General features: G+C 36.9%; 16 protein-coding genes and 1 pseudogene. 6 read left to right on the forward strand and 11 right to left on the reverse strand.

Annotated elements, in window-relative coordinates; genetic code table 11:
- Positions 1-126, forward strand: a 126-nt coding sequence (locus GQR56_RS20100; RefSeq protein ID WP_166114949.1) for a transposase, incomplete at its 5' end; no start/stop codon positions are given.
- A 33-nt stretch (positions 127-159) separates the two neighbouring features.
- On the opposite strand, the gene GQR56_RS20105 is transcribed toward GQR56_RS20100, so the two are convergent.
- On the reverse strand, positions 160-927 hold the full coding sequence (locus tag GQR56_RS20105; RefSeq protein ID WP_024612895.1) for a haloacid dehalogenase type II: 768 nt from the start codon (positions 925-927) through the stop codon (positions 160-162).
- On the reverse strand, positions 927-1,577 hold the full coding sequence (locus tag GQR56_RS20110) for a peroxiredoxin-like family protein (protein WP_166114952.1): 651 nt from the start codon (positions 1,575-1,577) through the stop codon (positions 927-929). Before GQR56_RS20110 ends, GQR56_RS20105 begins: the two co-directional genes overlap by 1 nt.
- A 122-nt stretch (positions 1,578-1,699) precedes the next feature.
- Between GQR56_RS20110 and GQR56_RS20115 the strand changes: the two genes are divergently transcribed.
- Positions 1,700-2,581, forward strand: coding sequence for a LysR family transcriptional regulator (locus tag GQR56_RS20115; RefSeq protein WP_166114955.1), 882 nt, complete (start codon positions 1,700-1,702; stop codon positions 2,579-2,581).
- Here GQR56_RS20115 and GQR56_RS20120 read toward each other — a convergent pair.
- Positions 2,571-3,086, reverse strand: a complete 516-nt coding sequence (locus tag GQR56_RS20120) for a DUF2937 family protein (RefSeq protein ID WP_166114958.1) — start codon at positions 3,084-3,086, stop codon at positions 2,571-2,573. The two genes, GQR56_RS20115 and GQR56_RS20120, sit on opposite strands and share 11 nt — an antisense overlap.
- Positions 3,087-3,195: 109 nt before the next feature.
- On the opposite strand from GQR56_RS20120, the gene GQR56_RS20125 reads away from it, so the two are divergent.
- The 3 genes from GQR56_RS20125 to GQR56_RS20135 are packed head-to-tail and all read left to right on the forward strand — an operon-like array spanning position 3,196 to position 7,889.
- Positions 3,196-3,771, forward strand: a complete 576-nt coding sequence (locus GQR56_RS20125; RefSeq protein ID WP_024612899.1) for an RNA polymerase sigma factor — start codon at positions 3,196-3,198, stop codon at positions 3,769-3,771.
- Positions 3,768-4,844 (forward strand): FecR domain-containing protein, encoded by a 1,077-nt coding sequence (locus GQR56_RS20130; RefSeq protein WP_166114961.1) that lies wholly within the window; start codon positions 3,768-3,770, stop codon positions 4,842-4,844. The genes GQR56_RS20125 and GQR56_RS20130 overlap by 4 nt, the downstream gene beginning before the upstream one ends.
- A gap of 9 nt (positions 4,845-4,853) precedes the next feature.
- Positions 4,854-7,889: a TonB-dependent receptor gene (locus tag GQR56_RS20135; RefSeq protein ID WP_166114966.1), complete on the forward strand. Its 3,036-nt coding sequence runs from the start codon at positions 4,854-4,856 to the stop codon at positions 7,887-7,889.
- 65 nt (positions 7,890-7,954) lie between these two features.
- On the opposite strand, the gene GQR56_RS20140 is transcribed toward GQR56_RS20135, so the two are convergent.
- The 7 genes from GQR56_RS20140 to GQR56_RS20170 all read right to left on the reverse strand — a co-directional run bounded on the left by GQR56_RS20140 (position 7,955) and on the right by GQR56_RS20170 (position 14,283).
- Positions 7,955-8,350: a biopolymer transporter ExbD gene (locus GQR56_RS20140; protein ID WP_166114969.1), complete on the reverse strand. Its 396-nt coding sequence runs from the start codon at positions 8,348-8,350 to the stop codon at positions 7,955-7,957.
- Between the two features lie 225 nt (positions 8,351-8,575).
- On the reverse strand, positions 8,576-9,019 hold the full coding sequence (locus GQR56_RS20145; protein WP_024612903.1) for a PA2169 family four-helix-bundle protein: 444 nt from the start codon (positions 9,017-9,019) through the stop codon (positions 8,576-8,578).
- A gap of 177 nt (positions 9,020-9,196) precedes the next feature.
- Positions 9,197-10,135, reverse strand: coding sequence for a LysR family transcriptional regulator (locus GQR56_RS20150; RefSeq protein WP_024612904.1), 939 nt, complete (start codon positions 10,133-10,135; stop codon positions 9,197-9,199).
- Positions 10,136-10,148: 13 nt separating this feature from the next.
- Positions 10,149-11,867, reverse strand: coding sequence for a bifunctional isocitrate dehydrogenase kinase/phosphatase (gene aceK / locus GQR56_RS20155; RefSeq protein ID WP_166114972.1), 1,719 nt, complete (start codon positions 11,865-11,867; stop codon positions 10,149-10,151).
- A 122-nt stretch (positions 11,868-11,989) separates the two neighbouring features.
- Entirely contained in the window at positions 11,990-12,469 is a 480-nt protein-coding gene (locus GQR56_RS20160) for a DUF4124 domain-containing protein (RefSeq protein WP_166114975.1), read from the reverse strand.
- A gap of 102 nt (positions 12,470-12,571) precedes the next feature.
- Complete coding sequence (locus GQR56_RS20165; RefSeq protein ID WP_166114978.1) at positions 12,572-14,065, reverse strand: DUF3413 domain-containing protein; 1,494 nt, start codon at positions 14,063-14,065, stop codon at positions 12,572-12,574.
- 5 nt (positions 14,066-14,070) lie between these two features.
- On the reverse strand, positions 14,071-14,283 hold the full coding sequence (locus GQR56_RS20170) for a DUF1414 domain-containing protein (protein ID WP_002961475.1): 213 nt from the start codon (positions 14,281-14,283) through the stop codon (positions 14,071-14,073).
- A gap of 62 nt (positions 14,284-14,345) precedes the next feature.
- On the opposite strand from GQR56_RS20170, the gene yejK reads away from it, so the two are divergent.
- The gene (gene yejK / locus GQR56_RS20175; protein ID WP_024612908.1) at positions 14,346-15,362 is read left to right on the forward strand and encodes a nucleoid-associated protein YejK; all 1,017 of its coding nucleotides are present in this window, start codon (positions 14,346-14,348) and stop codon (positions 15,360-15,362) included.
- A gap of 486 nt (positions 15,363-15,848) precedes the next feature.
- Here the strand turns inward: yejK and GQR56_RS20180 are convergent.
- A pseudogene (locus GQR56_RS20180) lies at positions 15,849-16,180 on the reverse strand (ribonuclease E); the annotation flags it as partial.

The raw sequence follows: 16,180 nt of genomic DNA on the forward strand, positions 1-16,180 counted from the left end.
AATGCCTTTGGTCGGATCAAACAATATAGAGGGATAGCTACAAGGTATGAAAAGCTTGAACGGAATTATCATTCCATGCCCGCTTTAGCATTTACTATGATGTGGCTACCAATGTGGGCTGATTAATATATATACTACAAAGATCAACAGCCCCTAGTATTATTTAAGTATTTCAGCTAGTTCAAATAAGTCTTTTACTACATGATCTGGTTTTTTTGCTAATGGGTAAAGTGCTTTACCTGGGCGTGCAATAAAGGTCGTTTGTAAACCAGCTTGTTTAGCACCAGCTACATCCCAACCGTGCGCCGCTACCATCATTGCTTCACTTGGTTTTACATTTAGCTTTTTAAGTACCCACTCGTAAGCACGTAGATCCGGTTTATAAATTTTAATATCTTCAATACTGTAACGCGCATCAAAGTACGATGTTAAACCAGCGCTTTCAAACTGTGCTTGTACACCTTTGTTTGAAGAGTTTGTAAGGCTAACTAATTTATAGCCTTGTGCTTTAAGTTTAGCCAAGCCTTCTTTAACATCGCTATGTGGCGGAAGTGTTAAAAGTGGAGTAACAATAGCTGTTTTAGCTTGCTCATTAGTAATTTTGATATTGTTGTTTTTAGCAACCATTGCAAGAGAAGCAACACCAATTTGACCAAAATCGTGGTAATCACCTGTTACAGTATCTACAAGCGAATGATGTAACATAGTTGAAAACCACAATGGTAATAAGTCTTCACGTCCGCCAAGTGCTTTACCAATCGAGGTACGCATTGACGTTAAATCAAGTAGAGTTTCGTTTACATCAAAAATAAGTACTTTAGGTTTTGCTTGTTCTTGTGCTTCATCAGCTATTGCATAGCCTGATACAAGGCTAGTACCTACAAGAAGTGAAAGTGTGATTGTTTTTAACGATTTTAAAATAGACATTAACTATTCTCCGATTCAAGTGCTGTCATTATATCAATAGGTTCTGCGCGTAATGTGTAGTCTTCGCTTAAAAATGCGTAAGTAATAATGCTATCTTGATTAATTACGTAGGTAGCCGGTAACGGAAGTTTATAACTTTTATCACCGTAGTAATGTTCAAAATCAATACCAAACTTAGTATACAAAGCTTGAATACGCTCATCTAGCGTAAATAATAAGCCAAATTGCTCTGCTACTTTATTGCTTACATCTGAAAGAACATCAAATTCAAGTTCATTCTTTTGTGCTGTAGATAGCGTTTCGTCAGGTAATTGTGGTGATACTGCTACTAACTGTGCGTTTTGAGCTTTAAATTGAGGTAAATAATCGTTCAGGGCTTTTAGCTCTAAATTACAATATGGACACCAACCACCACGGTAAAAGCTAACAATTACCGGGCCTTTTTTAAGTAAATCTTCAAGCTCAACGTTTTCGCCGTTGTGATTAGCTAGGCTAAATTTTTCTACTTTTTGACCAATTTGCAAAGCGTTATCTTTAATATGCTGTGCAATCAGTTCTTCGTTTGTCGTGTTCATTAATGCTAAAACATCAGCCGGTAACTTGGCGTCTTTTTCAACATTGTACGCATCTATTTGCGCTTTTAAACTCATGATAAAACCTCAATAATTGAACTGCGTTCGAGTATAGTGTTTTAGTTATTTAAATAAACATTGCAAAAGTGAAAGCTTCATTCGAAAATGTTAAACATTGAAAAGTATATATTGGCATTATTATGTATAACTTGAGTGACTTAGAAACGTTTATAGCGGTAGTCGAAAACAAGGGGGTACTTGCTGCAGCGCGTGAGCAACGCTTATCACCTGCAACAGTAAGCCATCGGCTAAGTAAATTAGAGCGTGAATTGTCTACTGTTTTAGTTTTTAGAGATAGCCGCAGAGTACGTTTATCGCCGGCAGGAGAGATTTTTTACACGCGAGTGGGGGCTATTATTGAGGCACTACATGACGCTGAACACAGTATTGGTGCACGCAGTTCTTCTGTTAGTGGTTTGTTAAGAGTAACGATGCCTCCTTGGGTTTTTTCAAAATATGTAATGCCAAAGTTAACTGAATTTGAGCAAAATTATCCTGAGCTAAAACTGGATTTTTTAATAACCGATCATTTTGTAAATGTAGTTGATGATGCACAAGACGTGGCAATTCGAGTTGGGCAACTAAATGATTCAGGTTTGCTTTCGCGAAAAATAGTTAACAATAGCCGTATACTTTGCGCAGCTCCTAGCTATATAGAAAAATATGGGATGCCTAAAAACTTAACGCAATTGAGCGACCATTACTGGGTATGTTTACCGTGGCAAAGGCAATTAAAGCTTTTTGATGAACAAGGTAAAATACACACGTTTAACGCGAGAACACGATTTACTATTTCTAATTCAGACAACATGACTCAAGCCGCCATTGCTGGTCATGGTATTGCAATTAAATCAATGATAGCAATTCATGAAGACATTAAAAATGGCACTTTAATAGAAGTAATGCCAGGTGTAATGGCACAAAGTGATGCACCGGTATGGTTTTTACGACCACAGAACAGCTTAACAACACGAAAAACTGATGTGTTTTACGATTTTATGAAGTCTTTATTTATTCCTTAATTTTTAACAGTTTTTTGTAGCCACGTTTAAAGCCAACAAGTAATAAAAACCCACAAAGTTCAGCAAGCATTGCTATTAAAATGGCAGCAATAATAGCGGCCGTAATAGAGTCTTTTTTAAGTATTATTTGACCTTCAAAATGAAGCCAAACTTGTTGTTTTATGTTTGTAAGATCACTCGATAAAGTAAATAAATATGGGGATTGGGTAAATTCATTTACTGCTTGCTGTAGACTTTGTTGGCGTTTAAAAAGCGTATTTATATGATTCCCACCTTTACCAACTATATCATCACCTAAATTTTGGTAATGTTTAATGAGTTTACTCAAATCATTATTAAAGTATTGAGCTGCATCTTTTTTAAATGGTGCAATTGCCGTATTTGCCTCAACTAAATGTGCGTTGAGCGCTTGTCCAAAATCGCTAACAAAAGCAGGTATTTGTACACCAAGTAGTAAACCACATGCAAAAAAGCTAAGCCTTATGTAGTCTAAAAGTTTACTCATATATCTTCTCATTTATTTAAATTACCTAATGTTAACATCTGGGCTTGGTTTTTATGCTTAAAACTCGTAATCTAACGACCATACAAACAATAACAGGTGGGTGTTAAGGATGACGAAAAAAGTAAGTTTTACGTCAACATTTGTTGATGTTTCAAGTCAACTTAAACGTTTTGTATCACGTATTGTACAACCCGATGATGTAGAAGACATTGTGCAAGAAACGTTTATAAAAAGCTATGAAGCTGATTTAAAGCAAGATATTCAATTTACGCGTAGTTACATGCTCAAAACAGCTAAACATTTAGCGCTAAATCACATTGCAAAATGGGATAACAAATTTAGCGAGTCTTTAGAGCACGACAGTGAATTACCCACGTTGCTTAAATCAATGCAATTAGAAGACGAATACACTTCAAAAGAGCGCTTTTTACTTTTTTGCAAAGCAACCGAGCAATTAAGCTCATCAATTCGAAAGTGTTTTATATTAAAAAAAGTATATGGCATGAGTCAAAAAGAAATAGCAGAACAAATGCAGCTAAGTCAAAGTACTGTTGAAAAACACATTGCCAAAGGATTATTACAAACAATATTGTATATGCGAGAGCATGACCGGAATATTAATGCGCATAGCGATAATATTCCAACGTCACTGCAACCGCTGTCTACTCAGAGGGTAGCAAAATGAGTAATGTGCATCAGTTTACCTCAAAAGACTTAATTTTAGAAAAAGCCTGTGATTGGATAAGCGCGATTGATCGCGGACTTAATGATGACGAAAAAGAGCAATTTAAATTATGGATGATGCAAAGTACGGCTCATCAAGATGCCGTATACGAGCTAGCCCATTTATGGGATGAGCTGTCGGTATTAAATGAATTAAGTAGTTTATTTCCTCATCGCAGTACCGTGCCACAAAAATCTAACTGGGTATTTTCGTATTCAATAGCAGCGAGTTTATTTGCTGCGTTAATGGTGTGCAGCTATTTACTCATTAATTTAGAAAGTGGTTACAGCCAAGAGTTAGCAAAGATTAATTACACTAAAATTTATAAAACGAAAGTAGGCGAGCAAGCCACATACGTATTACCTGATGGCACTATTGTTCAGTTAAATACCAATAGTTTATTAGAGGTCGCATACAGCAAAGGACGTAGGCAATTACTTTTAAGCAAAGGTGAAGGGCGATTTAATGTTGCAAAAGATGCTACCCGCCCGTTTAGTGTTATGGCTGGCGATAAGAGCTTTACGGCTTTAGGCACTGTATTTAATGTTCAACGCAATACCTCTTCAGATTTAGAGCTGGTAGTAACTGAAGGTAAAGTTATGGTTACCGATCCAAGTGTTGCTGTAGATGCTAATGATTTTAAAGCCTATCAACTTGCTAATAACAGCACACAAAAAATTCGAAAAATTAACGCAAACATTGTTACCTCAGGCGAAAAAATCATTATTCAAAAAAGCATTACTAAACCAATTACTCAGTTATCTGTTGACGATGTACAACGAGATTTAGCATGGCAAAACGGCATGCTTATTTTTAATGGTGAAGAGCTAAGTGATGCATTAAATGAAGTTAGCCGCTATACCTCAACACGTTTTGAGCTTTCATCTGCAGAGCTTGGCAGTATTAAAGTTGCGGGAGTATTTAAAGCAGGTGACGTTGAAGGATTACTTGAGAGTTTACAAACAAACTTTTCAATTGATCATGAGCGTTTAGGTGAATACGTAGTCAGTCTTAAACACCATACAGAATCATAAGTAGCAGTTATGCAAATTAAGCAAATGTTAGATAAAGTTGCACCAATAAAGACTGTAAGTAAAAAAAACATTAAAAAAAAGAAACAAAACTATAGAGGATTTTTGTTTGCCACCTGTTTGTATAAGTTGCGCAGTAACCAAACGCATTTATTGAGTGGCTTTAGTGTGCTTGTACCGGCTTTTTTGAGCTTAAGTGTACAAGCAGCTACACAAACCACTGGGCAAATGGTGCAATTTGATATCAAAGCGCAGCGAGCAGATAAAGCCTTAATTGAATTTGCTAAACAAACAGAGCAAACCGTGATGTTTTCTTATGAGTTAGCAAAGCAGTACGATGCAAATTCGGTTTATGGATTTTACACCCAGTTAGATGCCTTACAGGCATTGTTAAGTGGGACCCAACTCGATGCGGTTGTTGATCAAGATGGTTTACTGAGTATAAAACTCAAACAAATCAACAGGAATGATAACAACATGATTAAGCTTTCAGCGGTCAGTGCAGCTATATTACCAGCGTTACTTGCAGCAAATTCGCAAGGCGTAAATGCAGCAGAAGATGTTGCTCAAGAAAAAATTGAAAAAATTGCTATCATAGGTAGTCGTGTAGCGGGTCGTTCAGTTGAAGATTTACCCGTTCCAGTAGATATTTTGAGTGCAGAAGCACTTGAAAATACAGGCCAGACAGAAGTGGGTCGCATGTTACAGGCTATTGCCCCTTCTTTTAACTTTTCAAGTTCAGCTATTAGTGATGGTACTGATGCATTAAGACCTGCGACACTTCGTGGTTTAGGTCCAGATCAAACCTTAGTGCTGATCAACGGTAAACGTCGTCACCAAGCAAGTATTATTCATATTAACTCATCGGTAGGTCGTGGTACTGCGGGTACCGATATGAATGCAATTCCAGCTTCTGCAATTAAACGTATTGAAGTATTACGCGACGGTGCTGCTGCGCAGTATGGTTCGGATGCAATTGCTGGTGTAATTAATATTGTACTTAAAGATGGTAGTGAAGGTGGTAAAGCCGCTATAAATTACGGGCAATATTCTGAAGGCGATGGCGAAACTGTTAACCTAGATTTTAACAAAGGTCTTGCTTTAGGCGACGACGGATATGTAAATGTAACACTTAATTATCGCGACCGAGCGCCAACAAATCGTGCCGGTGTACATGGTTCGTGTCAGTTTTATGGTTGTACAGAACTTAGCGATGGTACTTTATTAGCCGGTGACCCTCGCGAACTTACAGCAGATAGAGACACTTTTAGAATTGGTGATGCAGACTCACAACAATTTGGTTTAGTTGTGAATACGGGTTACCAATTAGGTGATGGCGAGCTTTATGGTTTCATTACTTACTCTACACGTGATAATGAATCGGCAGCATTTTTCCGCCATAATGCAAATGCAGATGGTAACTCTGTTTTACAAGATAACGACGCAACTATTCCGCTAGGTTTCTTACCAAAAATTAATACGACTATCGACGATATCTCTTATAACTTTGGTTATAAAACTGAGTTTGATAACGACGCTAGTTTAGATATTTCTTATACTTACGGCGAAAACAGTATTGATTACACAACAAGTGACACTATCAATGCTTCTTATGCTAACTTTTTACGTTACGATCAAGGTTTAAGTGCCGCTGATATTCGCGCAACGATCCCACGTGAAGCATATGCTTACGGTATGGAATTATCACTACAAACACTCAATATTGATTTTACTCAAAACTTTGATGATTACTCTTTAGCGATGGGTGCTGAAATACGTACTGATGAATACCGCATTTTAGAGGGTAATGAATACGCATACCGTGATTACGATACTAACAATGGTGTAAGCATATACGATGGTTTAAGCGGCGGAATAGGCTCTGAAGATGCGTCGGGTGGAACGCAAGGTTTTGGTGGTTCATCGCCAGCATCGTCGGTTGATGAGTCGCGAGATGTAATTTCGTTTTACCTAGACGCAGAAGCCTATGTAATTGATGATGTAATTTTATCAGGTGCATTACGCTACGATAATTACAAAGGTTTTGGCGATACAGTCAACTTTAAACTTGCTGGTAACTGGTCAATAACGGATGCCGTTTCATTACGTGGTGCGTTAAGTTCAGGTTTTAGAGCGCCTTCAATGCAGCAATTGTACTTTAACAACATAAGTACACAGTTTGTTATTGGTCCAGATGGCACGTTAGTAGCTGAAGAAGTAGGTACTTTTAGAAATGACTCAGCACTTGCGCAAAGTTTAGGTATTCCAAAACTTAAAGAAGAAAAATCGCAAAACCGCAGTTTAGGTATTGTTTATAACGTTACAGATAACATTAACGTAACGGTTGATTACTACTCAATAGATATCGACGACCGTATAGTTATAAGTAACCGTTTAGGTAAAGGTTTATCTTCAAGCTTAGATGCTGCATTAGTTAGCTCAGGTGCAGGAGCTGGTCAATTTTTCTTAAATGGAGCTGATACAGAAACTCGCGGTGTTGATTTTGTAGCAACATGGAATACTGAAGGCTTAGATGGCACGCTTGATTTTACATTAGCAGCTAACTTTACTAAAACTGATGTTGTTTCATTATTTACACCATCAGGTTCAGGTTTAGAAACTGTGCCAGTTGAAGATGTATTCTCAGACCAAGAAATTTCAATCATTGAAGAATGGCAGCCTGAAGATCGCATTAACTTAAGTGCGCTTTACCAAAATGAAGACTGGACGGTTAATTTATCGCTTAATCGCTTTGGTGAATACACAGTTGAAGATGGTGGCAGCCAAACTTATTCAGCAGAAATTTTAACTGATGTAAAAGTTAATTATTTTGTAACTGAAAATTTATCTGTAAATATTGGTGCAAACAACTTGTTTGATGTTTACCCAGATAAGAATGAAATTGGTAACTCTCGCTCGGGCACAATTGTAGATGCTAATGGCAATACAGTGGTAAGTAGCTCTGGCGTGTTTGAATACTCTCGTCGCTCAGCTCCATTTGGATTTAATGGTGCTTATTACTATGTAGGCGCAGAATACCGTTTTTAAAGATAACACTCCCTATTGTTATTTATAGTTAAAGGGCCGTAAGGCCCTTTGTTTATTCTAAATGCTTATTTAGAGACTAGGGCAATAGAGTAGTTCTCATACTCTTTAATATTGTTCATTACATTCATCAATGTATTGTGATTACTATTTTCGTCAGCTTTTATCAATACCGAACTTATTTCATATTTTGCAGCAAACATTGCTAAGTTAGTAGAGACTTGCTCTAAGTCAATCAACCTATCAGCAAAGTACACTGCGTTACTTTCATCAATACTAAATAACGCATTTTTAACTGGTTTGTCTATTTGAGGGCTATCGAGCGGGCGGTTTAATTCAATAGCTACCGGTTTTACAAAAGATGTAGTTACAATAAAGAAAATTAGTAATATGAACACTATATCAAGCATAGGTGTCATATCTACATCAGCATTATTTTGCAGTTTAGTTAGTTTACTTTTCATATTGGACCTTACTTTTAGTTAAATGCTGCGGCGCCACAGCGAGGTTTTAGGATCCTATTAACAAAACTAGCACAGCTAAAATAAAGTGTGGTTAATTAAATATTCTAATAATATTAAATATTTGTATAAATTATGTCGCACTATGTAATATTTAAATCATCGATTATTTAAAGGCAATAAAAAACCCAGCACAAGGCTGGGCGTTTTGACGTAAAAAATTAAAACTTAATGCTTTTGCATTCGACTCATCTCAGCATGACAGCTTTGCATTGTTAACAATGTTTTTGCTAAAGCTGCTTCACAATCTGCGGGTTGAGGTTTATCCATTGCAGCTTTGATTTCTGCTAGTGTCTTATCTTCTACTTCTTCAAGCTCTTTAACGTATGTACTATCGTTATTTGAACTAAATGTAGTTAAAACGGCTGTATATGCACGGCGTGCTTCTACTGCAAATGAAGAGCCATCTTCGCGTTCGCCTTTTTCGTTAATAGCATAGGGTTGTAGGCGCTCAACACTTACTTTACGGGCATCAATCATACGCTGGAAAAGTGCGCCAATAGCAGGATCTTTTACTTTTTCTTGGGCTTTTTCGTAAAAGTCGATGCCGCTGTTCATTACTTGAATAATGTCAGTAATATGATTTACTTCTGTTCCTTGATGGGTGTTCATAATGACCTCTTTTATTAAATGAATATTAAAGTACAACTTAATAAAGCAAAGGCTATTCCACCATGTTAATCTATTTTAACCTATTGATTTTTATTGAAATAATAACGAATTCAAATTGCTAAGTTAATTTATAATACTTTTAACCCAGCAATTTTTACAAGATATTGTGTAATAAGGTTATTTTAGCTCTTCGGCAACCTCAGCTACTTTTTGTCGTAACCAAATATGGCTCGCATCTCTGTGCAAAAGAGGACTCCAAATCATATCTAACTCAAAAGGAGGGATAGGAAAGGGCGGTTCTAAAATTTTAAGCCCAGGATCATCCGAGTACATGTTCGCAGCTTTAGAGGGAAGAGTCGCAATGAGGTTTTTTTCTTTGGCTAGGTGTATCGCCACATGATAATTACGTGTGAAAGTAGCAATATTGCGATGTTTACCAAAATGAGCAAGGGCTTCATCTACCCAACCAAGTTTTTGTACATCTTTAGGATCCATTCCAACGCCAACACCAAAGCCTGTTTTACTTACCCAAATATGACGTGCCTTTAAATAGCTATCTAAACTAAAGCTTTCGATAATGGGATTGTCAGCTTTAACTAAGCAGCAAAAGCTATCTTTCCAAATACGCTTATGATGAAACGATTGAGGTAGATTTTCAAAGCGATTAATAGCCATATCAACTTTGCCATTTTCTACATCATGAAAAGTCACATCACTAGGGGTGAGTATATCTAATGTCGTGTCGGGGGCTTCGTCGTGTAATTTACTAAGCAGTTTGGGTGCTAGAGTGCTCGCCGCATAGTCGCTTGCCATAATCCTAAATACGCGTTTACTTTGGCTTGCCTCAAACTCTCTGTTTGGCGCAAGAGTCTCTTCAAGAGTCATTAATATACCGCGTATTACAGGTTGTAACTCTAATGCACGCTCTGTCGGTACCATACCATCGCTGGTTCGTACTAAAATAGGGTCGTTAAAGAGGTTTCGCAACCGTTTAAGACCATTACTCATTGCAGGTTGTGTAATACTCAATTGGTTTGCAGCGCGTGTTACGTTGCATTCTCGTAGTAGCGTGTCGAGGTAAACCAGTAAATTTAAATCTATTTTACTTATATTCATGTGTGTCCTTCGTTTACCAGTGATGGATAAAGCGCTGTGCTGTCGGGTATGGGTAAATATGGCTCACTTGCCCATTTTTTATATTTTGTTGTGCCTGCTTCCAAAAATTAACGTCAACTAATTCAGGGTGTGTGCTTAATAAAAATTGCTTGTACGTTGGGTTTGGCGTTACAAAAGTACAAAGCTGTTCAGGAAATACATCTTGAGGAGCCACTGAATAGCTCTGCTCATTTGTAAGATAGTCATCGTAGCTCTTTGCTTTAGGTAGAGCTCTAAAGTTCATATCCGTTAAATATTGCACTTCATCATAATCATAAAAAATTATACGTTTGTGTTTACTTACCCCAAAGTTCTTTAATAGCATATCGCCTGGAAAGATATTAACGGCAATCATTTCTTTAAGTGCTTGACCATATTCTTCAATTGCATCAGCAGCACTTTCGTCATCTGCATTTTCTAAAAATAGGTTCAGTGGTGTCATGCGCCTTTCAATATATAAATGTTTGATGATTAACCAATCACCTTCGATCACCATTGATGAGCCAATTGTTTTATGTAATTGCGCAAGTAAATTACTATCAAAACGGACTAAAGGAAATACGACGTTAGAATACTCTATGGTGTCAGCCATACGCCCAACGCGATCATGACTTTTTACTAATTGATAGCGTTTTAAAACAGTGTCGCGGCCAAATGGTTTACTTTCACCAAACTTGTCTTTAATTACTTTAAAAACATAGCCAAAAGAGGGGAGTGTAAATACCATCATCACCATGCCTAGCGTACCAGGGGCAATGGTAAATTCATCATTAGAGTGAGTAAGGTGACTTAAAAATTCGCGATAAAATTCTGTTTTACCTTGTTTGTGAAAACCAACAGCATTATAAAGTTCAGCTATTGTTTTGTTCGGCATAAGCTGATTTAAAAAGCGTACCAATGCTGATGGAGCGTGAGTTTCAACCATAAAATAAGCACGAGCAAAACCAAAAATAACACGCATTTGCGATGATTTAGTCAATAATGCATCTAAGTATAAGCCTTTGTCTTCATGGTGTAGCACGGCAATTATAAAAGGCTGTACGCCACTTTTAGATACAACCCGACCAATAATGTAAGCTGCTTTATTTCGATAAAATGGGGTATGGAGTATATCAAATCGCATTTGCCATGGTTGATGATGTGTATCGGGTGCTTGCTTATAAAATGCCTTAACGAGCAGGCGAATATCTCTCTCTAAATCGACAAATGAAGCTTTAAAATCAAAGTGATTAATAATTTGTTTTATTGTCGGTTTTAAACCATCGACTACCGGAAAATAACTTCTATATTCTGCTTCAACTGGTACCGGTGGGTCATCTTTTAATGTGGCTTGTACAAATATAAAGTCATTATGAAAGTAGCGTCTATGATACAGACGACAAAATACGGAGTTATAAAAGGTTTCTGCAAGCTCAGCCTGAGGATGAAAACATAAAAAGTGTTGGTATATTTTTTTTACTTCAAGCCATAGAGCTTCATTTAGCTCATCGGTCGATTGTGCTTTTTGTAAGGCTTGTGTAGTTTCGTTAACGCGATTATCGTAATAGCTAATACGTAATCGGCTAATATCATTTATTGCTTGCCAATCTTTATTGGCGAAAGCATGGGGGGCTTTCGCTGTTATTTTTTGAAATAGTTTATAGTGCTTTTTAAAGCCTGTTAAAATTAGTTCGGCAATACGACGTGCCTGCATGTGAACTCCTTAATAGACGCTAGAGCTTATACTCTATTGTGTTAAGGGTATGTTATTTTAAGTTTAAAACCAAGCTAAATAAAGTACATGGTACGGATGTAATATTTTAATCTTCGTTTAACTTATTTATATGAATTTATCTTCTTTTCGAGTAATTTTATCCGCTTAGTAATCGCGGATACATCCTTTTTATACTCTTTATTAATCACTTTTAGCTTTTTAGTAATATCGCTAGTAATACGTTTTTTATCGTCGTTAGCTAAAATATGATTGAGGCGTTGCTGCTGTTTATATTCAGCACGTTCTTTTTCTCGCTCGAGTATCGTTAATTTATGATTATTACTACGAAGTTCAGCCTGCAAACCACTTAACAACCGTTCACGTTCTAGTTCGTTCAATTGTTTGGTGTAGTCAACTTTAGGTCCAGTTTGCTGATTTGTTGTAGTGTGTACTTTATAAACAGTAGCGTCATTATCACAGGGAAATTGAGAAAAGGTAGTGCCTTTTTCCGTAACACATTTGTAGTAAGTATTTGCGCTATTACTATAAAAGCTAATACAAATACAATATACGTAAAAAGAGTAAGTAAACAGTTTAAACATAACGGTCATCCCTGTGATTATTCTACTTTATTAGGCGCCATAGCCTTAAAGTAAAACTATAACCTAGCTTGGTAGTATAGCAAGCTAGGTTAGGGGTAACGGTTACTGAATAAATGTTTTTAGTTTTTTAATGCTTTGCACTAAAAATGGAATATCGAGTCCTTGTTCAATAGAAAAACCTTCAGCGGCAGAAATATTTTTAAAATTACCATCTGAATCTATTAGTGTAATTCTATCTTTTTTATAGGCTATAACGACACCTTGTGAATAGTTAACGCCTATGTCGTCTTTTTTATTGTATAAGTTAACGCCAAGCATTGTTTGCGTTGTAATTGCTTTACAATTTAAATACTGTCCAACACTTGTCGCAATTAAGTCACTTGGTTGAATTAACCCGTCAACTTTAGAAATTCGCTTGTCAGAACTATATAAGCTAGAAGTACTTACAACTTCTTGGTTTTCACTTGCTAAGCTAAATGCAAAAAACTGTGCGTGATCACGAGGTGCCGTAATTTCAGAGCCTTTAATAACCCTAATAGCACTGTTTGTGTGTGCTTGGTCGTTAACAAAGTTTAGCTCGTCTATTCCTGATATTTCTATACTGCGGCGTTGGCTTTGCCATGCCGGTAAAGTTTGATCTTTCACAATTGCGGCTTTATAAAAAGCAGGTAAACCATATACAAGACTAAATAGCATATCGCTATGATCAGTTGGTTGTAAAAATCGCTCGGTTTTATACATGTTTTTATTTTTAGCTACAAACTGTGCTAATTGTTCATCAGTTTCAAATACAAATATATCTACGTTAGCTTGAGTGTAGTCTTCACATTTTTCTAAAGGCGCTGGCATTTGATAATTTATATTTTGATTATTAATTTTAACGTTATGCGCTTGGTTATACGTTTCTATATCAAGCAGGTCGTTTTTAGCTAATAAACTTTTAGCTGTTGTAGGGTACGAAAGCGGTAATACGTTATCTTGTTTAGTAACATCAAACTCTAAATTTGCATCAGCCCAAATATGAATGCTGTGGCTTAGTGCAAAACAAACGATTAAAAATGAAATTGCATATCGCGCAAATTTTAATTGCTTCAATTGTTCTAAACGTTGCCATGTAAAATTACTAACAATTAATTGAAAACCTAATATAAGTAAAACAATGCCGCCAGCAAGTATTGTTGTTAGGGCCGGTGAGCTTGTTAAGCGATGCCATAAAAGCGATAAAATTTCGGGCAAAGCGGATGAACTCAAATGATACCCCAAATTAAAGTACACATATGCATCAAGGGTGAGTAATGAAGCTCCAAAAGTTGCTATTACTGCAGCCATACCGCGAATGTGCCTAGGGTAGGGGAAAACTAAACTAAGCGGAAATACCGTCAGCACAAACGCTAAAAAGGCAATAAAGCTAGTGTGGCTAAGCCACGTCACTAGCATATAAACAATACCCATAAAGCTTGTTGGAGGCGAGTCTGAAAATAAATAGCTTAAGCTAATAAATAGCGCTAAGCCAATGTTGGCAAAGGTAAACCAATGCCCCCAGCTTAACAACTGACTCGCTTTTGATGAAAACTCATTGTGCTGCGATAAATTCATAAATATTATTTAACCGACTGAGCAAGAGCTTTTGCAAAGTTCTCAGTAACGGCTTGTCTTTTCCCTGTTGGTACATGCTCTTTTAAGATATGCGTGATAGAATTTCCTAAACACATAAGACTTAGATCTACTGGCGCATTGTGTTTAGTTAACACATCAATAAGCTGATCGACGATTTGTTCTACTTCTTCATTAGAGTATTTTGATAAGATTGGCATCAGTTGGTTCAATAAAATAGATATATTCCCGTATTTTAACACTAGAGGCGTGAAAAACAAAGATGACAACAGACGTTAAAAAATTAGTCGTTCATTATGTAGACAAAAAAGACGACGATACGCAAATTCATCTTCGAAATGATGAAATGATCATCAACGATAAAGTGGCTGTGTTCATCGAACAATTGCATCACGCATACAACGGTAAGCCTGGTAAAGGTTATTGTGCATTTAGTGGTGATAAAAATAGTGTAGTTGCATCCGCAATGCAAAGCTACCGTAATGATGAACTAGGCTTTTGGAACATGACAGAGCAAGCGTCAACTGTTTTAAAAGAAGAGCTAGATAAATATGCGTTTAACGAAACCGGATATTTAATCTTTTGTCATTATCAGTATGTGGCTACTGACTACATGCTTATTGCGATGATAAATATTAAAGAACATTATTCCATTACATCTGAACTTGATTTAGCAGCTTCGCGTCACCTTGATATATCGCGAATGCAACTTGCTGCCCGTATTGATTTAACTGCGTGGGATACACAGGCAGAAGACAATCGTTATATTTCATTTATTAAAGGACGAGCAGGTCGAAAAGTTGCTGACTTTTTCTTAGACTTTTTAGGTTGTGAAGAGGGTATAGACTCAAAACAACAAAGCCAAGTAATGCTAAGTGCAGTTGAAGATTACTTATCAGAGCAGCAATTCGATAAATCTGAAAAAGACGATTTACGTAAGCAAGTTTTTGATTACTGTAGTGACTGTGTAACGACCGGTGAAGATGCAAGCGTAAGTGAGCTTTCGGCTACACTGACAAAAGGTGACGACAGTCCGTTCGATAGTTTTTGTAAAGAACAAAGCTATGATTTAGAAGAGTCGTTTCCGGTAGATAAAAAAACAGTAACCAGTATGGTTAAATTCTCGGGATTAGGCGGCGGTGTAAGCGTAAGTTTTGAGCGTAAACATTTAGGTGAGCGTGTTACCTATAACGAAGCAACTGATACTCTAGTGATTAAAGGTATTCCGCCAAATTTAAAAGATCAGCTTCAACGCTTTATGGAGAGTGAAAGCGAATAAACTTTTATGACCAAATTTGAAAGCTGATTTAAGAGCGCGGTATTTATATCGCGCTTTTTTACAGGCATCGTTATTTATCTCTTTGTGAGTAAATCATTTATTGAGGGCGTTGCCCGTAACGCCAACAAGTTGTGCACCTACAGGTTAATTTGTACTGAATGTTAAATTTTGGTTTTAGGCGTGAAGCTTGCTTACGCGAGAAGCACCGCTTCTAGTTATTTGATACCTTTGCTAATAAACCACTAAAAAATCCATTGCAAAAAGAGAAGTAAATGAGAAAACACAAACTATGGTTTATTAGCGATGTTTTTCAAGTTAGCTAGACTTAGCTTTATTACGACCTCTAAAAGCGCAGCGCCTCTTAACCTCTTTGTGAATAAATTACTAATTAAAGGCGTGAAGCAACTCTTCTGATTATTCAAAGTATTTAAACAAAAAAGCCCCGCTATTTATTAAACAGCGGGGCTTTTCAATGAGTGTTAGTTATTAATCAGCACTCAATGTTTTAGTTGTTGCAGAACTTGCACGACCAGCAGGTTTGATTGAACCTGCACGTAAGCCACTGTCTGGTACTAGTTCACGTTTGTCGTGAGCCATAGCAACAGATATATGTTTTACTTCGCTATCAGCAACTGCTGTTGGCTGAGCCATTGGAGCACTTGCAGTACCTTGCGAAATTACTGTTTTAACATGCGGTACTGATTTTTCAGTTACAACAGGCGTTTCAACTTTAGCTGGTTGCTCAGTGACTACTGGCGCTTCAACTTTAGCTGGTTGCTCAGTGACTACTGGCGCTTCAACTTTAGCTGGTTGCTCAG

The sequence above is a fragment of the Pseudoalteromonas sp. Z9A5 genome, from assembly GCF_011378875.1.
Lineage (GTDB): Bacteria > Pseudomonadota > Gammaproteobacteria > Enterobacterales > Alteromonadaceae > Pseudoalteromonas.